25 protein-coding genes are annotated in these 22,932 nt (G+C 32.2%); 9 read left to right on the top strand and 16 right to left on the bottom strand.

Annotation, left to right across the window (positions count from 1 at the left end; genetic code table 11):
• Window positions 1-67 precede the first annotated feature (67 nt).
• Entirely contained in the window at window positions 68-871 is an 804-nt protein-coding gene (locus OS188_RS03960) for a hypothetical protein (protein ID WP_267147526.1), read from the top strand.
• A gap of 90 nt (window positions 872-961) precedes the next feature.
• On the opposite strand, the gene OS188_RS03955 is transcribed toward OS188_RS03960, so the two are convergent.
• The 8 genes from OS188_RS03955 to OS188_RS03920 form a co-directional block, all read right to left on the bottom strand.
• Entirely contained in the window at window positions 962-1,453 is a 492-nt protein-coding gene (locus OS188_RS03955) for a hypothetical protein (RefSeq protein ID WP_267147525.1), read from the bottom strand.
• Window positions 1,454-1,461: 8 nt separating this feature from the next.
• The gene (locus OS188_RS03950; RefSeq protein WP_267147524.1) at window positions 1,462-2,838 is read right to left on the bottom strand and encodes a M20/M25/M40 family metallo-hydrolase; all 1,377 of its coding nucleotides are present in this window, start codon (window positions 2,836-2,838) and stop codon (window positions 1,462-1,464) included.
• Window positions 2,839-2,913: 75 nt separating this feature from the next.
• Window positions 2,914-3,792 (bottom strand): PPK2 family polyphosphate kinase, encoded by an 879-nt coding sequence (locus tag OS188_RS03945; RefSeq protein ID WP_267147523.1) that lies wholly within the window; start codon window positions 3,790-3,792, stop codon window positions 2,914-2,916.
• A 21-nt stretch (window positions 3,793-3,813) separates the two neighbouring features.
• Window positions 3,814-4,977, bottom strand: a complete 1,164-nt coding sequence (locus OS188_RS03940; RefSeq protein WP_267147522.1) for a sigma-54-dependent transcriptional regulator — start codon at window positions 4,975-4,977, stop codon at window positions 3,814-3,816.
• Between the two features lie 165 nt (window positions 4,978-5,142).
• A complete protein-coding gene (locus OS188_RS03935) occupies window positions 5,143-6,456 on the bottom strand; it encodes an ABC transporter permease (RefSeq protein ID WP_267147521.1) in 1,314 nt (437 codons plus the stop codon).
• A gap of 1 nt (window position 6,457) precedes the next feature.
• Window positions 6,458-7,384 (bottom strand): ABC transporter ATP-binding protein, encoded by a 927-nt coding sequence (locus tag OS188_RS03930; RefSeq protein WP_267147520.1) that lies wholly within the window; start codon window positions 7,382-7,384, stop codon window positions 6,458-6,460.
• 301 nt (window positions 7,385-7,685) lie between these two features.
• Window positions 7,686-8,819 (bottom strand): molecular chaperone DnaJ, encoded by a 1,134-nt coding sequence (gene dnaJ / locus OS188_RS03925; RefSeq protein WP_267147519.1) that lies wholly within the window; start codon window positions 8,817-8,819, stop codon window positions 7,686-7,688.
• A gap of 1 nt (window position 8,820) precedes the next feature.
• Window positions 8,821-9,345, bottom strand: coding sequence for a nucleotide exchange factor GrpE (locus tag OS188_RS03920; RefSeq protein WP_267147518.1), 525 nt, complete (start codon window positions 9,343-9,345; stop codon window positions 8,821-8,823).
• A 168-nt stretch (window positions 9,346-9,513) separates the two neighbouring features.
• Here OS188_RS03920 and OS188_RS03915 point away from each other — a divergent pair, with 168 nt between their 5' ends.
• Window positions 9,514-10,170, top strand: coding sequence for a YceI family protein (locus tag OS188_RS03915; RefSeq protein ID WP_267147517.1), 657 nt, complete (start codon window positions 9,514-9,516; stop codon window positions 10,168-10,170).
• Between the two features lie 61 nt (window positions 10,171-10,231).
• On the opposite strand, the gene OS188_RS03910 is transcribed toward OS188_RS03915, so the two are convergent.
• The 4 genes from OS188_RS03910 to OS188_RS03895 form a co-directional block, all read right to left on the bottom strand.
• Window positions 10,232-11,134 (bottom strand): TIGR01777 family oxidoreductase, encoded by a 903-nt coding sequence (locus tag OS188_RS03910; protein WP_267147516.1) that lies wholly within the window; start codon window positions 11,132-11,134, stop codon window positions 10,232-10,234.
• A gap of 201 nt (window positions 11,135-11,335) precedes the next feature.
• Window positions 11,336-12,019, bottom strand: a complete 684-nt coding sequence (mnmC2, locus tag OS188_RS03905) for a tRNA (5-methylaminomethyl-2-thiouridine)(34)-methyltransferase MnmC2 (protein WP_267147515.1) — start codon at window positions 12,017-12,019, stop codon at window positions 11,336-11,338.
• Window positions 12,020-12,022: 3 nt separating this feature from the next.
• Window positions 12,023-12,460: a hypothetical protein gene (locus OS188_RS03900; RefSeq protein ID WP_267147514.1), complete on the bottom strand. Its 438-nt coding sequence runs from the start codon at window positions 12,458-12,460 to the stop codon at window positions 12,023-12,025.
• Entirely contained in the window at window positions 12,461-12,967 is a 507-nt protein-coding gene (locus OS188_RS03895) for a DUF4920 domain-containing protein (protein WP_267147513.1), read from the bottom strand.
• 111 nt (window positions 12,968-13,078) lie between these two features.
• Between OS188_RS03895 and OS188_RS03890 the strand changes: the two genes are divergently transcribed.
• Window positions 13,079-14,152 (top strand): branched-chain amino acid aminotransferase, encoded by a 1,074-nt coding sequence (locus OS188_RS03890; RefSeq protein ID WP_267147512.1) that lies wholly within the window; start codon window positions 13,079-13,081, stop codon window positions 14,150-14,152.
• 124 nt (window positions 14,153-14,276) lie between these two features.
• Here the strand turns inward: OS188_RS03890 and OS188_RS03885 are convergent, their stop codons facing one another.
• Window positions 14,277-14,663: a pyrophosphohydrolase domain-containing protein gene (locus tag OS188_RS03885; protein WP_267147511.1), complete on the bottom strand. Its 387-nt coding sequence runs from the start codon at window positions 14,661-14,663 to the stop codon at window positions 14,277-14,279.
• A gap of 131 nt (window positions 14,664-14,794) precedes the next feature.
• Here OS188_RS03885 and OS188_RS03880 point away from each other — a divergent pair, with 131 nt between their 5' ends.
• Window positions 14,795-14,980 carry a hypothetical protein gene (locus tag OS188_RS03880; RefSeq protein ID WP_267147510.1) on the top strand — a complete coding sequence of 62 codons (186 nt, stop codon included), beginning with the start codon at window positions 14,795-14,797 and terminating at the stop codon, window positions 14,978-14,980.
• 456 nt (window positions 14,981-15,436) lie between these two features.
• On the opposite strand, the gene OS188_RS03875 is transcribed toward OS188_RS03880, so the two are convergent.
• A complete protein-coding gene (locus OS188_RS03875) occupies window positions 15,437-17,476 on the bottom strand; it encodes a dipeptidyl-peptidase 3 family protein (protein WP_267147509.1) in 2,040 nt (679 codons plus the stop codon).
• Between the two features lie 89 nt (window positions 17,477-17,565).
• Between OS188_RS03875 and OS188_RS03870 the strand changes: the two genes are divergently transcribed.
• Together OS188_RS03870 and crcB are read left to right on the top strand one after the other, a co-directional pair.
• The gene (locus tag OS188_RS03870; RefSeq protein ID WP_267147508.1) at window positions 17,566-18,588 is read left to right on the top strand and encodes an SRPBCC family protein; all 1,023 of its coding nucleotides are present in this window, start codon (window positions 17,566-17,568) and stop codon (window positions 18,586-18,588) included.
• Window positions 18,589-18,621: 33 nt separating this feature from the next.
• A complete protein-coding gene (gene crcB / locus OS188_RS03865) occupies window positions 18,622-18,987 on the top strand; it encodes a fluoride efflux transporter CrcB (protein WP_267147507.1) in 366 nt (121 codons plus the stop codon).
• A 42-nt stretch (window positions 18,988-19,029) separates the two neighbouring features.
• On the opposite strand, the gene OS188_RS03860 is transcribed toward crcB, so the two are convergent.
• Window positions 19,030-19,632, bottom strand: coding sequence for a DUF1684 domain-containing protein (locus tag OS188_RS03860; protein WP_267147506.1), 603 nt, complete (start codon window positions 19,630-19,632; stop codon window positions 19,030-19,032).
• A gap of 231 nt (window positions 19,633-19,863) precedes the next feature.
• On the opposite strand from OS188_RS03860, the gene OS188_RS03855 reads away from it, so the two are divergent.
• Together OS188_RS03855 and OS188_RS03850 are read left to right on the top strand one after the other, a co-directional pair.
• Complete coding sequence (locus OS188_RS03855) at window positions 19,864-21,081, top strand: MDR family MFS transporter (protein WP_267147505.1); 1,218 nt, start codon at window positions 19,864-19,866, stop codon at window positions 21,079-21,081.
• An 18-nt stretch (window positions 21,082-21,099) separates the two neighbouring features.
• Entirely contained in the window at window positions 21,100-21,594 is a 495-nt protein-coding gene (locus tag OS188_RS03850) for a hypothetical protein (RefSeq protein WP_267147504.1), read from the top strand.
• A gap of 1 nt (window position 21,595) precedes the next feature.
• Here OS188_RS03850 and OS188_RS03845 read toward each other — a convergent pair whose 3' ends face one another.
• The gene (locus OS188_RS03845) at window positions 21,596-22,039 is read right to left on the bottom strand and encodes an Lrp/AsnC family transcriptional regulator (RefSeq protein ID WP_267147503.1); all 444 of its coding nucleotides are present in this window, start codon (window positions 22,037-22,039) and stop codon (window positions 21,596-21,598) included.
• A gap of 127 nt (window positions 22,040-22,166) precedes the next feature.
• On the opposite strand from OS188_RS03845, the gene OS188_RS03840 reads away from it, so the two are divergent.
• The gene (locus OS188_RS03840; protein ID WP_267147502.1) at window positions 22,167-22,550 is read left to right on the top strand and encodes a hypothetical protein; all 384 of its coding nucleotides are present in this window, start codon (window positions 22,167-22,169) and stop codon (window positions 22,548-22,550) included.
• Window positions 22,551-22,932: the final 382 nt, after the last annotated feature.

Here is a 22,932-nt window from a genome sequence, read left to right as displayed (position 1 = left end):
TTGTATTTCTTTCAATTTAACTCATCAATTTTATTAACTTTAAAAACGATAAGGCGCTACAACCTTCATGGAAAAAATCCAATTAAAAATAAAAAAACAAATGGATAAACTTGTAAAACAACTAGTTGCTTACAAAAAAAGCGACGACAAATCTGGAGTATTCCTTAAAAACAGACTTGTAGAAATTATATTTGTAAAACTTAGTGTTTTATTAGCTTTAGCTATTTATGGATGGTATCAAGATTACAAAGAACAACAACATGTAAAAGAATATTTTGTAGGTATTTATCATGAAGTAAATCCTGCTATTGCAGTTGGTAAATCGAAAAAAGCACAAACAGATTCACTAATTATTATGACAAAAAAGTGCTTAAATATTTTAAATTCTAAAAACAAAGATTCAATTATCTACTTAAAAGAAAATCTTGGACCATTGGTGACTGTAAGGACTCAAAGTTTTGATTTCCCTATGGTAAAAGAATTTCTAGGAAAAAATTACACGCATAAGGCAAAAAGCAAGGAAACTATTAAGCTACTTAGAAAGTTGCAGCAACAATTATCCCATATTAACCAGACACACCAATACAATACCAATCAACACCAATTGGTTGTGCAACCTTTTATCAATAGAAGTATTAATTATTCGGAGGTCGCTTTTCCAAACAGAAAAAAACTACTTGTTCAAGGAGGACCTGAAACTAAATATGAAAATATATTTGACAATTTAGAATTATGGAATTTATTATCATACAAACTGGAAGGCTATCAAAAACAAGTTATAGCCCAAAAGAAATTCACCTTATTATTACAGGATTTAGACAAAACTTTAAAAAAACAATTAGAAATTGAGGAAACTGAGGTAAGTACTTAATAAAGTTAATTTGCTATCTAAACAATTAAAGCTTTTAGCCAAGTTATTATAAATAGTCCAATTCACAAAACAATAGATGTAAGCCTAAATTTATTCTAACAATTTATTGTTTTCTATTCTTTTTAAAACAGCCTGAAGCTCTAGTTCTTTTTGGGTTCCAATTAAGTATTTTTTTCCATTAGTAAGTTCTATAGATAACCCTTTGGTACCACTAGTATTATAAACGGTACCGTGCGTAATACTTAATCTCAATCCGTAACCAACAAACCTATACTTTATAATTTTAACTGATTTTACATCTTCCCATAAAAAATATTTCTTGGCTAAAGGAAGAAACTCCATTCGGATGCCATTAGAATCTATTTCTGTCTTTAAACGCATAAAGAAAAATACGGTTATTAGCCCCAAAATAAATACAGAGAAAATGATAAGCCCTAGGTTAGACATGGGGTTGTTTCCAAACTTTTCTCCGAGAATAAATTGTTTGTAGATCCCGAAGATAGGAATACTTCCAATTCCTAACATGATAAGCCAAAACCACCATTGTGAAAACCTTTGTTCTTCTTTAAAAAAAATATTCATGAGTGTTTTTATTTAACCAAACCATAGGTGTCAAATAGATAAACTAGACTAGCCATAGAGGCTGCGCCAAGTTCTAGTTCTCGTTTATTAACAGCATCAAAAGTATCGTTTGCGGCATGATGATAATCGAAATAACGTTGAGAATCTGGTCTTAAACCAGATAAAACATTTGAATCTGTTTTTAGCGGGCCAACATCTGCGCCACTTCCACCTTTTTCAAAATAATGAATTAAATATGGTTTAAATAAGTCTTTCCAACCCAATACCTGATTAAAGTTAGCATCGTTGCAATCAAAACTAAACCCACGAGGTGTGAATCCTCCAGAGTCGCTTTCTAAAGAAAAAATATGCTTTTCGCCTTTTTGCTTTGCCACTTCAGCATACTTTAGAGCTCCACGAAGTCCATTTTCTTCATTCATAAATAATACTACACGAATACTTCTTTTTGGTTTAATACCTAATTCTTTAAATAAGCGTAAAACCTCCATAGATTGAACAACACCTGCTCCATCATCGTGAGCACCATCTCCTAAATCCCATGAATCTAGATGTCCTCCAACTATAATGTACTCGTTTGGAAATTGACTCCCTGTAATTTCGCCAATCACATTATAAGATTTTACATCGTCTAATTGCTTACAAGTCTGACTAAAGTAAAATTTAACATCCTTATTTAAAGCCAACATAGTACTTAATGTATTAGCATCGTTTGTACTTATTGCTGCAGATGGGATACGTTTTGAAAGAGGTAAATTACCATAAGTCATACTTCCTGTGTGAGGAAAATCGTCTTGACGCAAACTTAAAGACCTCACTATAACTCCAACAGCTCCATATTTTGTAGCTTCCAAAGCACCAGAATATCTTTGATTGGCGCAACTACCATAAGCCTCAAAAGTTTGAATAATTTCTGGTTGCATAGGACGATTAAAAAAAACAATTTTTCCTTCTATATTTTCTTTACCTAGAGTTTTTAACTCCTCCATACTTTTTACTTCCACCACATTTGCTTTAAGCCCTCCAATAGGAGTTGGCATAGAACCACCAAGCGCACAAATATTTACATTGGTTGTTGAACCCGATACTGTTTCTATAAAAGCAAACTCTGGGGCACCACGAACCCATTTTGGAACCATTACTGGCTGCAACCAAACCTTGTCCAGTCCTAACTTCTCAAGTTCTTCTTTAGTGTATTCCACTGCTATTTCAGCATTTAAAGATCCTGATAAGCGTCCTCCAATCTGGTTGGACAAATGATCTAACCATTGATAACTATACCCATTTGTAAGAGAGGTGGTATAGATACTTTTAAGTACTTCTGCATCTGTTTGTGCTGTTGTATTTAAAACAAAAATTAAACTAAAAAATAGGATGATACATCGCATAAACTAGGTTTTAAAAAATAAAGTTATAAATAATAAAAAACATATTGCTTAAAGGGTTGTAAAAATCTTATTTGGCTATTCGCTTTCAAGTTGTTTTTTATAAAGTTTTAAATTGTCTTTCACCTCGTCGTCCAATTCTGGTTCTTTAATGTCTTTGTATTCCTTTAGATGTTGATGAATAATTTTTGCGACTAAATATCTTGCGGTAGGCTTATCATCCGCTGGAATAGCAAACCAAGGAGCATGTGCTTTAGAAGTTCTATTTATTGCATCTTGATAGCAAACCTGATAATCATCCCAAAGTTTACGTTCGGCTAAATCTCCAGGAGAGAATTTCCAGTTCTTATCTTCCTTTTCCAATCGACGAAGTAACCTATGTTTTTGTTCGTCTTTTGATAGGTTTAAAAAGAATTTTAATATAATAGTTCCGTTTTCGGCAACATACTTTTCAAAATTATTGATTTGTTCAAAGCGCTTGTCCCAAAATGTTTCATTAATATCTTCTATAGAAGTTATTTCAGGTAAATTTTCATTTAAAATATACTCAGGATGCACTCGAGTAACTAGAACATTTTCATAATGTGTTCTATTAAAAACGCCTATTTTGCCACGAGGAGGAAGCTTAATATAATGTCTCCATAAATAATCGTGTTTTAATTCGAAAGATGTTGGCACTTTAAAACTGTGTACTACCACTCCACGAGCATTTAAATCTTTAAAAACTTCGCGAATCAAACTGTCCTTTCCGGCCGTATCCATTCCTTGTAAACACACAAGAACAGAGTATTTTCCATGTGCATACATGGTATCTTGTAGCTTAGCTAATTTCTTTCTAATTTTTCCAAGTTTTTTTTCAATCTTTTCGGTATCAGCCTCTAGATTAAAGGCTGTTGGGGTGTTTTTAATCTCGATAGCCTCTTTAACCTGGAATTCATTTTTTTTTATTTTTTTCATAATGAAAATATTTTTTAAGGTTTATTTTGTGGCAAACATTTTCACATCGTCTTCTCCAACTTCTTTTTCTCCTAAAATAATTAAACGTTCTACCACATTTCGAAGTTCTCTAATGTTTCCTGTCCAGTCGTACTCTTGAAGCATTTTTACAGCTTTTGCTGAAAACGATTTTACAGCCGTTCCTTGTTCTTTTGAAATTTTTTCAGAGAAGTATTCAATCAATAATGGAATATCTTCTCTTCTATCGTTTAATGCTGGCACTTTAATAAGTATAACTGCTAAACGATGATATAAATCTTCTCTAAAATTACCTTCTTCAATTTCTTTTTTTAAATCTTTATTGGTTGCTGCAATAACACGAACATCTACTTTTATGTCTTTATCGCTACCAACACGCTGAATTCTACTTTCTTGTAAAGCTCTTAATACTTTGGCTTGGGCAGAAAGACTCATATCTCCAATTTCATCTAAAAAAATAGTGCCTCCATGCGCTGCCTCAAATTTTCCAGCACGATCTTTAACAGCACTAGTAAACGCACCTTTTACGTGACCAAACAACTCACTTTCAATAAGTTCTGATGGTATAGCTGCGCAATTTACTTCAATTAGAGAACCTTTAGATCTATCGCTCTTTTGGTGTAACCAATGTGCTACCAATTCTTTTCCTGTTCCATTAGGTCCAGTAATCAACACTCGGGCATCTGTTGGAGCTACTTTCTCAATCATGCCCTTTATACTAGAGATAGCTTCGCTTTCGCCAATCATTTCGTAGTTTTTACTAACCTTCTTTTTAAGTCTTTTATTTTCAACTACAAGCTCTTTACTATTTAAAGCAATACGAACCGTATTTAATAACCGATTTAAATCTGGGGGTTTTGAAATATAATCGAAAGCTCCTAATTTCATAGTGTTAACAGCTGTATCTAGATCTCCATGTCCAGAAATCATAACCATTGGAACTTCAGGTTTTATTTTTTTTACAGCTTCTAAAACCTCAACACCATCCATTTTAGGCATTTTAATATCGCATAAAACTAAATCGTAATCTTCATTTTTAATTTTTTCGATTCCAACTAAACCGTCCTCAGCTTCTTCCACCTGGTAGCTAGGGTTCTCTTCTGAAAGAATTTTAACCAATACTCTTCTTATGGCTGCTTCGTCTTCTATTACTAATATTCTTGGCATCTTTCTACTTAATTCTTTATTTATTATTCTTTATTTTCATTTTTTAATCTGCATTATGTTATAAATATCGCATTTAACAGAAGAAAAAAGACACTAAACTTGGCTTTAACATTACTTTATGCAACAATTAATGCTATTCCTTGTAAACCTGCTTTAATGTTTTCTTTAATACTTTATCCACTTAATTAGCTCTTTATAACTAGGTTTCTTACCGTACATTAAAATACCCACTCGATAAATTTTTGCTGCAAACCATACTGTTAAAATAAAGGTTCCCACCAATAACACAAAAGACAGTAGCTGTTGCCATATTGGAACGCCAAATGGAATCCTCATAAGCATAACAACTGGAGAGGTAAAGGGAATAAAAGAAAACACTGTAGAAACAGTTCCATGTGGATCTTCGATTACAGTAAAAATACCGATATAAACGGCCAGGATTAATGGCATTAAAATAGGTAATAAAAACTGTTGGGTGTCTGTTTCATTATCTACAGCAGCTCCAATTGCAGCATAAAGCGAACTATACAACAAGTAACCTCCTATAAAAAATAAGATAAAGGCAAATATTAAATTGGTTATTGGCAAATTATAAAATGCGGATATAACATTTTGAATTTCGGTATTAACATCAGGATTTTGCATAGCCTGACTTAGCATTTCTTGCTGTCCGGATTGAGACTGGGCTAAATCGATTCCAAAAACTAAGGACAAAATTGTCATTAAAAGTCCACCAAGAATTATCCAAATAACAAACTGCGTAATTCCTGCTAGCGAGGTACCAATTATTTTTCCTAACATTAACTGAATTGGTTTGACTGAAGAAATAATAATTTCAATGATGCGACTGGTTTTTTCTTCAATGACACTCCTCATAATCATATTACCATAAATAATGATAAACATAAACAGTAAATATCCAGCCAGTCCACCAAAAATAAGTTTTACTACGCTGTCAATTTTAGATGTTTTTTCTCCAACAAAGCTTTCCTGTCCTATGTCCACACGAATTCTGGAAGCTCTAATTTTCTCAACATCTACGCCTTCAAACTCTAATTTTAAATCTGTAAGTTGTTTTTCTAATTTACTTTCTAAAGCAGACATCAAGGTTAATGAAGGCGACTCTTCAGAAAAAAACTTAATATGCTCACCAATTTCATTGATGTTTTTAAAATTACCAATATACAAGAGCCCATATTCTTCGTTTTGATTGACTAGAAGTTTAGCTTCTTCAAGTGTCATATTATCTAAAAGATGATAGTTAACATTTTCAGTATCTGTAAAAGAGCTTTTTAAAATTCCAGATTCGTCCAAAACAGATATGGTACGTTGTTTATTATTATTTACCTGAGACAAGTAAGCTACAACAGCAATAAGCGCAATCATGATAATTGGGCTTAAAATGGTCATAACAATAAAAGATTTATTTTTAACCTTGGTTAAGTACTCTCTTTCTATAATTAATCCTAAATGATTCATATTAGTTGTTCTTAATTGCTTGAATGAAAATATCGTTTGCACTCGGAATTAACTCCACAAAGTGAGATACCTCTCCTTTTGATGTTAGAAAGCTCAACAAATCATTAGGAATATCGTTTTCTGATAATTTAACGTTGAGCATCAACTCGTTGTCAAGTGTTTTAAAACTAGCTGGAGAAACCTTAAATTTTTCGGACAATTCTTTTTCTAACATAAGATTATTTGAAGTTCTTATTCCTACTTCAAACGTGTTAGTTTTAAACTGTTTTTTTATGTCTGTTAACTTTCCGTCTAGAATTTTGTTAGATTCATGAATCAAGGTTATTTGGTCGCATAACTCCTCTACAGATTCCATTCTGTGGGTAGAAAATATAACGGTTGCTCCGTTGTCTCTTAGTCTTAAGATTTCATCTTTAATAAGAATGGCGTTGATTGGATCGAATCCGGAAAAAGGTTCGTCGAAAATCAATAATTTTGGCTCATGTAAAACCGTAACTATAAATTGAATTTTTTGAGCCATTCCTTTAGACAGCTCTTGAATTTTTTTATTCCACCAATCTCCTATTTCTAATCTTTCAAACCAATACTTTAGCCTGATTTTAGCTTCGGCTTTACTCAATCCTTTTAATCGAGCTAAATACATGGCTTGTTCGCCTACTTTCATGGTCTTATATAAACCTCGTTCTTCTGGCAAATAACCAATATCTCTAATATGATGAGAATTTAAAGATTCGCCATCCAAAATAACCTCGCCTTGATCTGGCATGGTAATTTGATTAATTATTCGAATAAGTGTTGTTTTACCCGCTCCATTTGGGCCAAGCAAACCGTAGATACTTCCTTTTGGTACAGCTATTGAAACTTGGTTTAAAGCTGTAAAATCTCCGAATTTTTTAGAAACTGAGTGGGCTTCTAATAGGTTGTTCATAAAAGTGTGTTGTTTTGAAAATAGTACCGTAAAGATATTAAATGTGCGAACGTAATCCCTAATATAAGTCTATAAATTAGTACTACAATAAAACTGGTCTATAAAAACAAAACCCACCCTGAAATATCTTCTATTTTAGGATGGGAAAAAATTGCTATGAAAAAGAAAAAAACCACTATTTAAAAATAGTGATATCTCAAAGATAGTGTTTTTTAATAAACAAATGAAAATTAAGAATAAATAAGTTTCTTAAAACAAAAAAACCCACTGTTTATAGTGGGTTTAATAAGGTTGAATTATTTTAGGTAAACATATCTTTAACTTTTTCGAAGAAAGATTTGTCTGAACTTTCCGGCTTTGGCGTAAAATGTTCATCATCTCTCATGGATTCAAAAAAGTCTTTTTGTTGCTTACTTAATGTTTTTGGTGTCCATACATTAACATGTACTAATAAGTCTCCTTTTCCATATCCGTTAATACTTGGAATGCCTTTTCCTCTTAATCGCAATATTTTTCCAGATTGCACGCCAGCTTCTACTTTAATACGCACTTTTCCAGTAACTGTATCAATTTCTTTAGACGTACCAAGTACTGCATCTGGATAACTTACATATAAATCATAATGTAAATTATCGCCTTCACGTTGTAAAGAGTCGTGTCTTTCTTCTTCTATAGCTACAAGTAAATCTCCCGAAATACCATTACCTGGAGCTTCGTTTCCTTTACCTGAAACTTTTAATTGCATACCTTCTACAACTCCTGCTGGAATTTTAATAGAAACTGTTTCTTCTTTTACTATTAATCCATGAGAATCTGCTCCGTCTGGCTTTTTGTCTATAGTTTGTCCAGCACCTCCACAGGTAGTACAAGTGGTTGCTGTTTGCATACGACCTAAAATAGTATTTGTAACACGTGTAACTTGTCCAGATCCTTGACAAGCACTACATGTTTTGTAAGTAGTACCTTTAGCTTGAACTTTACGTTTTACTTTTACTTTTTTCTCTACACCATTAGCAATTTCTTCTAATGTTAATTTAACACGAATACGCAGGTTGCTACCTTTTACACGACGTTGCTGACCTCCAAAGCCACTTCCTCCACCAAAACCAGAGAATCCGCCTCCGCCACCAAAAGCACCTCCAAAGATATCTCCGAACTGGCTGAATATGTCGTCCATATTCATATTACCACCACCAAAGCCACCATTACCATCAAAGGCTTGATGTCCAAATTGATCGTAACGTGCTTTTTTGTCAGCATTACTTAATACTTCGTATGCTTCAGCTGCTTCTTTAAATTTTGTTTCGGCTTCTTTATCATCTGGATTCTTATCTGGATGATATTTCAAAGCCTTTTTTCTGTATGCCTTTTTAATTTCGGCAGCAGTGGCTGTTTTGTCTATCTTTAATATCTCGTAATAATCTCGTTTTGTCATCTTATTGTCCTATAACTACTTTTGGAAATCTAATTGTCTTATCGCCTAACTTATACCCTTTTTCAACCACATCTACAATTTTTCCTTTTAAATCGTCAGTTGGTGCAGGTATTTGAGTAATTGCTTCGTGATTGTCTGCATTAAAAGCATCTCCAGAAACTAAAACTACTTCTTCTAAACCTTTACTTTCAAGGGTGTTTTTTAATTTATTTCTAATTAATTCCACTCCTTTTAATAAGCCTTTTTCTTCAGTTTTAGAAATTTCAGTATAGGCTCTGTCAAAATCGTCTAAAATTGGTAATAAAGCCAACATAACGTCTTCACTTGCAGTTTTAAACAAATCGATACGCTCTTTAGCAGTTCGTCTTTTATAATTTTCAAACTCTGCAAACAAACGTAAAAATTTATCTTTTTCTAATTTTAATTCCTCTTCAAGCCTTTCTTCATTACTTAGCTCTACCTGATCAACAACCTGTTCTTCAGCGTGTTCAGGATTCATATCTACATTTTTATCTTTCTTACTCATAGTCGTATCACATAAATTATTTTTAATACTTCTTTTGAAAAGGCAAAAGTACTGCCATTATTGTAAAAATGTCAAAATGTCATCAAATAATTTTAATATTTCTTTTAGAATTTATTCATCTATAAATACCTATTTTTGCCAATTAACACTATAAATAAAATTATTACTATGAAAACAAAGTTTTTTACAATCTTAACGGTTGTAGCAATGACATTCGCTTTTACAAGTTGCAAAGATAAGGCACAAGAGGCTACTACAACTGAAGCTGAAACTGCTGCTGAAACAACAGATGTTTCAACAAAATATAAAGTTGACACAGATGCTTCTAGCATTACATGGAAAGGGCATAAACCTACAGGAACTCACCATGGAACTATAGATATTGAAAATGGTGTTTTTACTATTCATAACGGAGTTTTAGAAAGTGGTACATTTTTAATAGATATGAATTCTATTTATGTACAAGATATTCCTGAAGATGATGAAAACCATGGTAAATTAACTGGTCATCTAAAAAGTCCTGACTTTTTTGATGTAGAAAAATACCCAGCTGCAGCGTTTGAGGTTACTAAATTGGAAACTGTAGATGGTAAATCTATGTTGTCTGGTAATTTAAAAATGAAAGATGTTTCTAACAACATTACAATTCCTGTGGTAATTAACCAAAATGGAGACTCTGTAGCTATAACTAGTGAAGTTTTTACTATCGATCGTTCTAAATGGAATGTAAAATATGGTTCTAAATCTTTCTTTGATAACTTAGGAGACAAGTTTATTAACGATGGAATGGAACTTAAAATAGATGTGAAAGCAACAAAATCTTAAGGGTTTTATTACTTTAAAACATATTAAAAAACCGTTGCAATTTTATTTGTAACGGTTTTTTTTATAATAAATCTTCTAATGCAGGCCTGAGGTTTACGTAGCGATAATCAAAACCTGTATCTATAATCTTTTTTGAACACACTCTTTGGCTTTCAAAAAGCAGCACATGCATCTCTCCTAAAACCAATTTCATAATAAACTTTGGAATATTTGGTAACCATAAAGGCTTATCGAGTTTATTGGCTATAGCCTTAGTTAAGTCTAGATTGGTAACTGGATTTGGTGCAACCCCGTTAAATACTCCTTCTAATTTATTTTCTAAGGTATAAATAAAAATTCGTGCCAAATCCTTTTTATGAATCCAGGATTGCCATTGAAGTCCACTTCCAAAAGCTGCTCCTACTCCTAATTTTATTGGTTTTATCATTTGAGGCAATGCGCCTTCTTTAGAATCCATAACTAAACCAATTCTAATTTTTGTGACTGGTATCCCTAAGTCGGAAAATTCATCAGCTGCTTTTTCCCAAGAGTCCGCAACTTCCCCCAGAAAACCTAATGAGATGGCAGTAGCACTTTCATCATAATAATTAATTATAGAGTCTGGATAAATTCCAATTGCACTTGCAGAAATTAATTGCTTAATATTTATTTTTTCTTTCTCAATGATTGACTTTAGTAGATGCAAAGAATCTAATCTACTGTTTATTATGCTTTGTTTATAACTTTTTGTCCATCGTTTAGAAATAGGCGCTCCAGCCAAATTAATAATAGCGTCTACGCCCTTAAAACAAGCAATATCGATTTCCTGCGTATCGGGATTCCAATAAAACCCTTTATAATTTTCTGTAGTTACAATCTTTGATTTTGAGGTGCTTAAATAATGTACAGATATATTATGTTTTTTACATTGAGTCACGATAGCTTTCCCAACCAATCCTGTTGCTCCTGTAATTAAAACTTTCATTGTCAATTTTTATTTAAAGATACAGAATTGACTCACCTTTTACAGACACTTTAGATTAGGTTTAACAGATTTAACTAAAGTTTATAGAAAGACCGAAGTGTTTTATGCCGTTTTTGAGAAAACTTTGGAGGTTTGTCTCACTATGAAGCAATTGAAGACTTAGTTCCACGAAGCATTTGACTCGTAAAAACTCTCCGAATGTTAAGAGCCTCTCAGAGCTCTTAACATTTCACGCTTACCCGGAGGACCAGGGAGTTTTTCTACCAAAAACCCAACTGATTGCATTGCACGACGCACACTTCCTTTTGCCGAATAAGTAACTAAAACACCATCTTCTTTTAACGAGTCAAACATAGTCTTAAACACGGATTCTATCCATAATTCGGGTTGAATTCGAGGCCCAAAAGCATCAAAATAAATAAGATTATAAACATTTTTATCTGCAATCTCATTAAAACTTTTCTGTTGCTTTTCTAGGGTGAAATACGGAGTTATTTTTACAGGTTTTTCCCAGGAACAAGAATGAATATCTTTATATAACTCGTTGATATTGGCGTCTAAGAATAAATTATTGTAATTAAGTTCTAAAACCTCTTCTGCCGAAATAGGATATGCTTCTACACCCACATAGCTTATAGGTGTTTGGCAATTTTTAGTTTTGGCCAAGGTTGTCATGGCATTTAATCCGGTGCCAAAGCCAATTTCTAATATAGAAATAGAATTAGTTTGGTTATGCTTATCCTGAATAACATGCTGCAAGCCTTGCTTGATAAAAACGTACTCCGATTCTTGTAATGCCCCATGAAGCGAATGGTATTGTTCGTCTAAATCTACAAGTTGAATTGTTTTAGAACCATCTGCAGTGGTGATGATTTTACGTTCCAAAAGCTATTTAATTATCAGTTTTTGAATTCTAGAAATAGGCCCTGTGCATTCTGTTTGATGGCAAGAAATACATAGATTAACCATATTATTGAAACGTTCTTCAACAGGGATTTGAGATTCTGTATTAAAGATCTCCTTTTCACTTTCTATAAAAAGTTTAGAAAAACTTTGAAAAGTTTCGTTTCTACTTTTAAATTCTGACATTTCTGCAGTATGGATTTTCAAAAAATCCAAAGGAAACTCGGTTGGAATTTTACCAGCAAGTATATCTTGTTTAACTTCTAAATTCTGGGCATACATCTCGTTCATAAGATTGGCCATTTCAGAAGGCTGATACATATCGTAAACAACTTCTTCTTTCTCTATTTCCAGAGATTTATCGACCTGTTTACAACTTAAAACAAAAAATACCAGAGACATACTTAAAATTAAAACTTTCATTTATTCTTCTATTAAAAGTGCTCCATTTGCAACAAAAGAATAAGTGCGTCGAGGTTCTGTAATAGCTGCAATTTCTTCTTCAGATTTTCCAGCATCCTCGGCATAATGACGTAATTCTTCAACAGATAATTCGCTTACAAAAGCTTCTCCGTCTATAATAACATCTTTCCCTGCGATATTTTTAGGCATAAAAAAACCGTAGTCTTTAAACTTTACCATTACCTGCTCATCATTTCCTAAATCCATTTTCATCCAGCAGCCTTTAGCCTGACAAACCTGATCTACTTTCCCAATTAATTTTGTAGAAACACTATCTCCTACTTTCATGTTTTTATAGTCCTCTGCAATAGAAACAAGCTCTACAGCTTGGTCTGCATCAATTTTTTCGCCAAAAGAAAGATATGATATTTCCTTTTTATCTTCAGAAATTTCAGGGGTTTCAGTATTATTATTTTTACAAGAACTAATTAGTGTTGCAAAAAGAAAAAGTGTTAAAATATGCTTCATAATAATTATAAATTTGATTGAGCTTACCGACAAAGATACGTATTTTATAAAAAACGTTTTGGTTTTTTATAAAGCATAATTTCTTTAAATTCGCGTAACAAAAATAATGTCATGATAAACCCCTTAAATATCCCCTTAAACATTCAAAAATCTGAAACTTCCAAGATTAAAAATGTCGATTTTGAAAACTTAACTTTTGGAAGGACTTTTACAGATCATATGTTTGTTTGCGATTTTATTGATGGCAAATGGCAACAACCCAAAATTATGCCTTATCAAGCCTTGTCTTTCGAGCCTTCGGCAAGAGTATTCCATTATGGACAAGCTGTTTTTGAAGGTATGAAAGCTTATAAAGATGAAGCAGGTAAAGTTTGGTTGTTTAGACCAGAGGATAACCATAGTAGAATTAATAAGTCTTCTGCTAGATTAGCGATGCCTGAATTTCCTAAAGAATATTTTTTTAAAGGATTGGAAACCTTATTACAAATGGATGCCGATTGGATTCAACCTGGGTTAGGAAACTCTTTATATATAAGACCTTTTGTTATAGCAACAGAGCCTGCTATTTCTGCATCGCCAGCAAATTCTTATCGTTTTATGATAATTTGTTCGCCTGCAAAAGCCTATTATTCTGGTAAAGTACGCGTTTTATTTGCTGAAAAATATAGTCGCTCGGCAAATGGAGGTGTTGGATTTGCTAAAGCTGCAGGAAACTATGCTGCTCAGTTTTATCCAACCACTTTAGCTCAAGAAAAAGGATACCAGCAAATTATATGGACAGATGCAAATACTCATGAGTTTTTAGAAGAAGCTGGAACCATGAACATCTTTTTTAGAATAAATGACACCTTAGTAACTGCACCAACTAGCGATAGAATTTTAGATGGCATTACTAGAAGGAGTATTATTCAATTAGCTGAAGACAACGGTATTAAGGTTGATGTTAAACGTGTACCAGTTACAGAAATAAAAGAAGCTGCCAGAAATGGGAGTTTAAAAGAAATTTTTGGAGCTGGAACTGCAGCTGTTGTAAGCCCTATTTCTGCTTTTGAACACGGAAATGAAGTATTTGAAATTCCGGAGAGTGAAAACTCATTTGCCAACATGTTTAAAAAGCAATTAGAAGAAATTCAAAATAATTTAGCAGAAGATAAACATGGTTGGAGACACGAAGTTGTTTTATAGATGCTAATCTTGTTTAAATACTCAGCAAGCAATTTTTAACCAAAAATGTAAAAGATATAGAATCTGGATTAATAAAAACGACCATTTGAAATGGTCGTTTTTTATTTTCTATCAATTTTTTTTTTTATTTTTCAAGAATACTGGCAATATTAGGTTGAAAATAATGGGGTCCTTTAAGCACTTTGCCGTCTTCACGATAAATAGGCTCTCCGTTTCCTCCAAGCTTACTCATATTACTACGTTGAATTTCTTCAAAAACTTCATCTATTTTATGTTGCATACCATGTTCTATAATAGTTCCACATAAAATATAGAGCATATCTCCCAAAGCATCAGCAACTTCAACCAAATCGTTGTTATTTGCTACTTCTAAATATTCTTCATTTTCTTCGCGCATTAACTTATATCGCAACATGTTTTTCTTCATTCCAAGATCGGCTTTAGGAGTTTCTCGGTGTCCTATTTTAAAGGCTGTGTGAAAAGCTTTTACAGCTTCAATTTTTTCTTTCATTTACATAATATTTTTATATCCGGATTCATCTTTAAATAGACAAGAAGCTAGAAATACATAATTAATATTTTCATTCAATAAAACAGAAATCTTATTGGAATGTTTTCGTAATTTTGCCTAAAATTAAGGATATGTTTACAAAGGGACAATTGGTTTTTGGAGTTTTATTTGCAATCGTTTTTATAATAGCCATTTTTTATACTTATAGAAAGGATTTAAAACTTCACAAACGTTACTATAAAGGTAGTGTTTGGATTTTAGTTGCTTTTATTGCCTTTATCTTATTTATTGCTTCAATAAAATGGTTATTTACGTAAAATAATTTTTCTTGGCTATAGATTTCATTACTTGGTCTATTACTTTTAAAGCACTAGTTAAATTTTATTAATTACTATTTGTAACTAACATAAACTGTATACCTAAGAATTGATGCTGATAATAAAACAACTTAATAAATTAAAATAAACCAAACGGTATTTCTCTATTTTCAATTTTAGTTTATTGTATGAACCAAATCTCTTTAAGATTAGGTAAATCCAAGAGTTTAACATTCTAATTAACCTTAAAATGATGATGACAAATCAATAGTTTTAAGATGTATAATAAAAATCACTTATTATGAATTCATTTTTAATATTACTTTTACTACTTGCTATAAATTTTATTCTTTTAAAATTTAGCATTAACAAATAAATTCAACAGTAAAATTTTCTAACAAAAAAAGCCTTAATGATTTTAACGTTAAGGCTTTTTAATTAAAGTAAATTGTAATTTTAGTTTACCTCAGGAAGGTAATTATAGTTTTTGCTATAATCTAACATCTGACCAGGAAAAGACTCTGGTTGCAATACTTTTATAGAAGTAATTTCACCACTATCATCCTTTTCTGGAACTAAGATAGGGTTTACAAATCCACTATATGGTGCAGCAGTAAATTGCTTGTTTCTCTCCAATATTTCAGCATGTAAATCTTGATTTACTTTTACGCCATAAGTTTCTACTAAATCTTCAACAGCTTGGTAATCTCCTTCAGATTTAATACGTTGTGTTTCACGTAATAATTGTCCAAATAAATCATGCAACTTATCGTAATCAGTAATATTATAATAAGTTTTTCCATCGCGAGTAATTTTTTCAATCACATTATCTGCTTTTCCTTTTTCAAAAACCCAAGCACTTACCCATTGCCTGTTTCTCATATGAGCCTCTTCAACATCATCTCCTATGTTTAAGCGAATTAGCTGTGTCATCAAACCATTTCTAATATAACCATCGTAAGCTGCTTTTCCCATAGCTTTCCAATCGTCAACCAAGCCTAATTCTTGTAACTTCGGATTGTATAAGTAATAAAGTCCCACTAAATCTGCACGACCTTCCTCTAAAGTAGATGCATAATTTTTAAGTGTTTCCTTGGTCTCACCAACACCTGGATTTAATTGTCCCGAAGCATGCCCTATAACTTCATGTAAAGCTGTGTGTAATTTATCTGCTACTTGTCCATACTTTTCCTCTAGTTGGAACTCTTCTTCATCGTTAACAAATTCATGCAAACGTCCTGAGCTTCCTGCATTATTATAAGCTTCAATAATATTTCCTAGAGAAACAGACTTACTTCCAACAGCTGCACGAATCCAGTTCGCGTTTGGTAAATTAACACCAATTGGTGTGCTAGGTGAAGCGTCTCCAGCTTCTCCAGCCACATTAACAACCTTATAAGTTACACCTACTACATTCTTCTTTTTGTGCTCTTCCATTAAAGGCGAATTATCTTCAAACCATTGCGCGTTATCTGATAAGACTTTCATTTTTTGAGACATATCAAAGTCGTTAATTTGCACTATAGTTTCATAAGAACCTCTATATCCTAAAGGGTCGTTATAAACTTCAATAAAACTATTTATATAATCTACATTACCATCTGTGGCAGCAGTCCAGGCTACATTATAATCGTCCCAAGTTTGAAGATCTCCGGTATTATAATACTGTATTAATAAACCTAATGCATCTCCTTGAGCCTTGTTTTCCGCAACTCCTTGTGCTAATTCCAACCATTTAGTAATTTCGTCTATAGCAGAACCATATAAACCTCCAGATTTATATACTAATTCTCTTACTTGACCATTTTCTTTAACCAATTTAGAATTTAATCCAAAAGACAATGGCTTATCTGGATTTGGAGATTTTTTATTTTTATAAAATGTCTCTACATCTGCATTAGTTACATTTGGCCCATAAAAATTAACAGCAGATAGTGCTACATTATCAACTCCTTTAGCTTGATTTACCTTTTTAGAATCAGAGTCGTTAAAAATAACATCAAAAGCTTCGCCTTCTAAACTTGTATTAGTTTCAGTTAATAAGGTTTTTAAATACTCTTGGGAAAACTCTGGCTTCAACTTATCGTTTGAATAATGATGATGAATTCCATTGCTAAACCATACGCGTTTTAAATAGATTTCGAAAGCATTCCAATCGTCACTATTTTTGTCTCCAGAATAATTGGTATAAACAGCTTCTAAAGCTTTTCTAATTTTAAGATTATGTCTGTAATTCTGATCCCAAATTATATCTCTTCCAGCCAAACCTGCCTGGGTTAAATAATAAACTAATTTTTGTTCTTTTAATGTTAAGTTTTCCCAACCAGGAATTTGATAACGTAACATTTTAATGTCGGCAAATTGCTCTACATTATAATCAAAGGCATTTTCTACTTTCACTTCTGCCACTTTAACAGCTGGTTCCTTCTTTTCATCTTTACAAGACACAAAAGCAGTTAAGGCTAAAGCGAAGCCTAATACATGTTTAACTTTCATTTTTTATTTATTTTAGTGTATTACAAATGTAACATTTATTAAGATAGTACAAAATTGATTACCTTTGAATAAGAACTAGACAACCTAATATGAAAGCTATAAAATACATACTATTTTTAATACTTATTTTTATTATTGGATTAACAATATACGTTGCTGTACAGCCCAATTCCTTTGATGTAAAGCGAACCAAAACTATGGAAGCTTCAAATGAAATTATCTATAACAATGTGATAGATTTTAAAAATTGGGAAGCATGGTCTCCTTGGATTGAAAAAGCCCCTGAAACGGTTGTAACTTTAGGAGATAAAACAAGTGGAATTGCAAGTTCTTATGCTTGGGTAAATGATGATGGTCCTGGACAGATGAAAACCACTAAAACAACTTCAAACAGTTCTATAGACCAAATATTGCAGTTTGGAGATTTCCAATCTACAGATGTTCATTGGGATTTTAATCCTAAAAATAAAAACAAAACGGAAGTGTCATGGAAAATAAGTTCAGATAACATTCCTTTTAAACTTAAAGCTTATGCCATTTTTACAGGAGGATTCGATGAAATGATAGGTCCAGATATAGAGAAGGGTTTAGAGAAATTAGATAGTGTGATTCAGGCTTCAATGAAAGTATATTCGATAAAAGTAGATAATATTACGCAACGTGGAGGAGGGTTTTATCTATACAAAACAACCTCTGCTAAAATGAACAATTTTGATTCGGTAAAACAAGCTATGTTATCTGAAGTTGAGTCCTATGTTAATAAAAACAATATTACAACAGCCGGTCCTCCTTTTGTACTCTACCACAAATGGGATGAAGACAATAATGCTGTAATGTTTTCATCTTGTGTTCCTACTACCAACCAAGTTATAAGTTTAGAAAGTGAGATTTTAACTGGTCAATTAGAACCTTTTAGAGCTTTAAAAACGACTCTAAAAGGAAATTCTAATAATTTAAAAGAAGCTTGGGATACTGCTATGAATTATATTCCTGAAAACAACTTACAGTTATCAGATCAAGGACCTATGTTAGAAGTCCATGTAACCGACCCAACAAAAACTCCAAATCCTGCCAATTGGATTACCGAAATATATCTGGCTTTAGATCAATAATATGCATCCTATTAAAAAAATTAACTTAATTAGATGAAACAAATTTTACTGGTGTTTATTGGTGGTGGTATTGGAAGTGCTTTGAGATATCTTCTCAGTAAACATTTAAACAGTTACGCTACAGGAATCCCTTATGGCACAATGTTAGCGAACATTCTTGGTAGTTTACTTATTGGTTTAATTTTAGGACTAGCAGCAAAAAATGAGGCATTAACTCAAAATCACACCTTATTATTAGCTACTGGGTTTTGCGGTGGTTTTACTACTTTTTCTGCCTTTGCTTATGAAAACCACGTCTTCCTTAAAACTGGAGATTTTATGAGCTTTGCTATTTATACCATTGCCACTTTTGCTTTAGGTTTTTTAGCGGTTTTCTTAGGAATGTATTTGGTTAAATGAATAACACCTCGTTCTTAAAACCATAAAATTCAACAATATCAGCTACTTTTTGATAAAATCTTTTACTCCTGCTTCTACTTTAACACTTAAATAGTTTTCTCTTGGTACTATTGGACAAGAATACTTTTCGTTATAAGCACAATAAGGGTTGTACGCTGTATTAAAGTCAATTTCAATAATTCCGTTATTAGGCATGTCGCATTCTATATATCTTCCACCTCCGTAGGTGCTTTCTCCGTTTGTTGTATCTAAAAATGGTAAAAACAGATAATCTTCAAATCCCTCTTCATTCAATAAATCCATACTCTGATAGATACTTAGTTGATGTTCCTGTCCGTTTAACGCAAAAGTTGCAACTCCATATTTTACGTACATCGGCATTCTATCTGTTGTAGTTTTCATTTTAAAAGGAATTTCATCTGGCGTTCTTTTAAAAGAAGCTTGGACCACATAGGCAGAATCATACTTAAAAAAATCTAAACCTTTAAAACCTTTTCGGTCTTTGGCTTTTAATGGCGATTTAGTGGCGTCTTTAAAATCGGCATTCATATTTTTCTGAAATTCAGTATCACCTAAAATAGGCTGTTTCTTTTGGGTACAGCTTAAAACTGAAAGCAATAAAAAAAAGCTTAAGAAGTGTTTCATTTTTATGTTTTTTACATTTCAAAAATACAACTTAAAACTATTTTGTTTAGTTTTGATTCAGTAAAATTAAGAATTAATAAAGCATTGTATTAATTTCTCTAATATTCAGTCATCTATTTTAAAGAAACAAAGAGTTAACTAATGTATAATAAGGATATAATTATCAATTCAAATTATATATAAAAGTCCAACAATATCGTTGGGCTTTTTAGTTTTTTAGAATCCATAAAAATGAAAACACTTTTTGATAATTATATAAACACTTTTAAAGGGCTATCTCCTGAAGTTTGGTGGCTAGCTTTGGTAACTTTAATCAATAGAGCAGGAACTATGGTTATCCCTTTTCTATCCTTATACCTGACCGAAAGTCTACATTTCACTTTTGCTCAAGTGGGTTGGGTTATGTCTGCTTTTGGTCTGGGCTCTGTTTTTGGGTCTTGGTTAGGAGGTAAGTTAACAGATAAAATTGGTTATTATAAAGTTATGGTTAGAAGTTTATTAACCACAGGACTTCTTTTTATTGGCTTACAGTTTCTCAACACTTTTATCTCTTTTTGTATAGGAATATTTATAATCATGTTAGTTGCAGATATGTTTCGTCCTGCTATGTTTGTAGCACTAAGCGCCTATAGCAAACCAAAAAACAAAACACGTTCGGTAACGCTTATCCGTTTAGCTATCAACTTGGGGTTTTCAGCAGGCCCGGCAATTGGAGGATTAATTATTACGAGTCTGAGTTATCGAGGATTATTTATAGCCGATGGAATCACTTGTATTTTAGCAACTCTCTTACTAATTAAAGTACTAAATCCAAAAAAAGCAAAAACATTAGATACGGTAATTAATTTAAATCCGCAATCCGCATATAAAGATAAAGCTTTTTGGATTTTTCTATTAGCAATGAGTTTGTTCGGGATCATCTTTTTGCAATACTTTTCCACAATGCCTTTATATTATAAAGACATCCATAAATTAACCGAGTTTGAAATCGGCTTACTTTTAGGACTAAATGGTCTATTTATTTTCGTTCTGGAAATGCCACTTATTAAATGGTTAGAACGTACTAAGTACACCAAACCAGGGCTTATGGCCTTTGGTGCTCTATTAACACTTATAAGTTTTTTAGTCTTAGATTTAACCTCATGGGTCGGTATATTAGTTATAGGTATGTTATTAATGACTCTTGGCGAAATGATAAGCTTCCCATTTTCGAACGCTTTTGCACTGCAACGAGCGCGAAAAGGAAATCAAGGAGAATATATGGCATTATACACAATTGCGTTTTCTGTGGCACATATCTTCGGACACAACGCAGGACTTCATTTAGTTGATAGTTTTGGCTTTAATACTACCTGGCTTGTAATGGTAGCTTTAGGTATCATATGTGTTGGCCTGCTTTATTACCTCAAATATTATTTGAAATCAAGAAATGAGTTATATTTAAAGTAAAAATAAAGATTTACTTAGATGAAACAAGAATGGGAGAAATTGCCAATATTTCTAAAAGCAATGGAAATAAAAAAAATAGTTGATCACATAATTAAAGCTGTTGAAAACTCCGAGATTGAATATGAACAAAAGATGGAAGAAGAGTTGATTAAAAGCAATCTAGATTATCTTAGACAGAATTCACTTATAATTCCTGCTAAAATTGCTGGAGCTGGAAATGAAGATATGCTTTACGACATTAAAATGGAAAACGCTACTATAATTAGAAAAGCAGCCAGAGAACTTATCACTGATGCTCGTGGCCTACAAATGCACGGTTATAAAGATATTGAATACTTAGATCTATTAAGAAAAGAAATTGAAGAGTTTAGAATACTATTTGCCGAATGGGTAGCATCTTTTAATTGTTGGAACTATATAATTGATCGTTGGGGTTTATTTAATCCTCCAGGTATAAATTATGATGACATAGACCCAAATGATGATATCGATTATAATGACAAGAACATATAGTCTATTTTAAAGGTTTAACCGGATTATGTTTAATAACATGAGATAAAACTATTTGAGTTTTAGTTTCTCCATAAACAATTAATTGGTCTATAAAGGTTTCTAAATGTTTCTGGTTTTTTAAAACTACTTCCATTACAATATTCTCATTCCCTGTAATACGATAACAGTTGATAACTTCATCAAAGGTTTTAACTTTTTCTAAAAAAGGTTTTAACATTCCCATAAATGCTCTAATCGTAATAAGTGCTTTTAATTGATAGCCTACTTCAAAAGGAGATACCGTTGTATGGTAATTTTGAATAATTCCTAAATCCTCCATTTTTTTAATTCTCTCCGACACAGCGGGAGAACTAATTCCCACTTGACGTCCAATTTCGGCGTTAGATAGCCTTGAATTACTCTGTAAGCATTTCAAAATTTTCCAGTTTAATTGATCTAAACTCATATTAAAGAAATATTAGATTCTACGTTAATAATTAAAGCAAATATACAGTTTTACCATAATAACTAAAGTTAAATATGACAACTAGTTGGTAAATTTGATAAAATTGTTATAAAAACTAGTATTAATTATGTCCACACACTTATACCACTCGCCTATATATCAAAAGGCTATGGAAATCATCACCATATCTCGAAGTATTTCGACATATTTAAATCATGATTTGGCATATTTAAAACCAGATGGTAAAGAAGATTTACACATTTATTTTACAGGAGATATAGTACAGCAATCTACATCTCTAGCACCAGAAATAGAGAAAGCAGAACTAGAAAGGTATAGCGATAAAAAACACAAGCACATAGCTTCTGTTAAACGATTAACCAATTTATTATATAAAAATTGTAGAAGATTAGAAAACTCTAATAGCAATGGTAAAGATTATCTTCCAATACTTCGAAGTGAACTAAAGAAGTTTAGAAAACTTCAACACACTTGGTCCCTAACTTTATAGTGCTCATTCAGAAAGACTCATAATACAGTAGTAGGTTCTATTGATGATGGATTTCTGAAGAAATGTTATTCTTATTAAGTCCTTTTTAAAAAGACTCTTTTGCTTTAAATTTATTCCTATAGTTATCCCTTAATAAGGAACTTTATGCACAGTTATTAGTGTATAGCTTTCTGAAATAGGATGGTATGCAGAGCTCCTCGTTATTTTCTTAGCTTTATTATACTAAATAATTTGCCCTTTTGGTTTTGTATTCCTTTACACGGCATAATCTTCCATTTCCCATTTATTATGCAAAAAAAAATCCCGATTCAATAAAATGAATCGGGATTCTAAAAAAGGCGATGACCTACTCTTCCACAACTGCAGTACCATCGGCGCTAAT

Source organism: Xanthomarina sp. F1114 (assembly GCF_026410255.1).
GTDB lineage: Bacteria > Bacteroidota > Bacteroidia > Flavobacteriales > Flavobacteriaceae > Xanthomarina.
The sequence above is the reverse complement of the archived record's forward strand: the minus strand, read 5'-3'. Positions and strand labels throughout refer to the sequence as shown.

Coding starts and splice junctions, on each gene's coding strand:
- OS188_RS03880 (WP_267147510.1), top strand. CDS start 14,795: ATGTTTACAAAGGGACAATTGGTTTTTGGAGTTTTATTTGCAATCGTT.
- OS188_RS03935 (WP_267147521.1), bottom strand. CDS start 6,456: ATGAATCATTTAGGATTAATTATAGAAAGAGAGTACTTAACCAAGGTT.
- OS188_RS03930 (WP_267147520.1), bottom strand. CDS start 7,384: ATGAACAACCTATTAGAAGCCCACTCAGTTTCTAAAAAATTCGGAGAT.
- crcB (WP_267147507.1), top strand. CDS start 18,622: ATGAAACAAATTTTACTGGTGTTTATTGGTGGTGGTATTGGAAGTGCT.
- OS188_RS03945 (WP_267147523.1), bottom strand. CDS start 3,792: ATGAAAAAAATAAAAAAAAATGAATTCCAGGTTAAAGAGGCTATCGAG.
- OS188_RS03860 (WP_267147506.1), bottom strand. CDS start 19,632: ATGAAACACTTCTTAAGCTTTTTTTTATTGCTTTCAGTTTTAAGCTGT.
- OS188_RS03920 (WP_267147518.1), bottom strand. CDS start 9,345: ATGAGTAAGAAAGATAAAAATGTAGATATGAATCCTGAACACGCTGAA.
- OS188_RS03955 (WP_267147525.1), bottom strand. CDS start 1,453: ATGAATATTTTTTTTAAAGAAGAACAAAGGTTTTCACAATGGTGGTTT.
- OS188_RS03895 (WP_267147513.1), bottom strand. CDS start 12,967: ATGAAGCATATTTTAACACTTTTTCTTTTTGCAACACTAATTAGTTCT.
- dnaJ (WP_267147519.1), bottom strand. CDS start 8,819: ATGACAAAACGAGATTATTACGAGATATTAAAGATAGACAAAACAGCC.
- OS188_RS03840 (WP_267147502.1), top strand. CDS start 22,167: ATGTCCACACACTTATACCACTCGCCTATATATCAAAAGGCTATGGAA.
- OS188_RS03900 (WP_267147514.1), bottom strand. CDS start 12,460: ATGAAAGTTTTAATTTTAAGTATGTCTCTGGTATTTTTTGTTTTAAGT.
- OS188_RS03960 (WP_267147526.1), top strand. CDS start 68: ATGGAAAAAATCCAATTAAAAATAAAAAAACAAATGGATAAACTTGTA.
- OS188_RS03845 (WP_267147503.1), bottom strand. CDS start 22,039: ATGAGTTTAGATCAATTAAACTGGAAAATTTTGAAATGCTTACAGAGT.
- OS188_RS03855 (WP_267147505.1), top strand. CDS start 19,864: ATGAAAACACTTTTTGATAATTATATAAACACTTTTAAAGGGCTATCT.
- OS188_RS03940 (WP_267147522.1), bottom strand. CDS start 4,977: ATGCCAAGAATATTAGTAATAGAAGACGAAGCAGCCATAAGAAGAGTA.
- OS188_RS03870 (WP_267147508.1), top strand. CDS start 17,566: ATGAAAGCTATAAAATACATACTATTTTTAATACTTATTTTTATTATT.
- OS188_RS03850 (WP_267147504.1), top strand. CDS start 21,100: ATGAAACAAGAATGGGAGAAATTGCCAATATTTCTAAAAGCAATGGAA.
- OS188_RS03885 (WP_267147511.1), bottom strand. CDS start 14,663: ATGAAAGAAAAAATTGAAGCTGTAAAAGCTTTTCACACAGCCTTTAAA.
- OS188_RS03915 (WP_267147517.1), top strand. CDS start 9,514: ATGAAAACAAAGTTTTTTACAATCTTAACGGTTGTAGCAATGACATTC.
- OS188_RS03890 (WP_267147512.1), top strand. CDS start 13,079: ATGATAAACCCCTTAAATATCCCCTTAAACATTCAAAAATCTGAAACT.
- OS188_RS03950 (WP_267147524.1), bottom strand. CDS start 2,838: ATGCGATGTATCATCCTATTTTTTAGTTTAATTTTTGTTTTAAATACA.
- OS188_RS03875 (WP_267147509.1), bottom strand. CDS start 17,476: ATGAAAGTTAAACATGTATTAGGCTTCGCTTTAGCCTTAACTGCTTTT.
- OS188_RS03910 (WP_267147516.1), bottom strand. CDS start 11,134: ATGAAAGTTTTAATTACAGGAGCAACAGGATTGGTTGGGAAAGCTATC.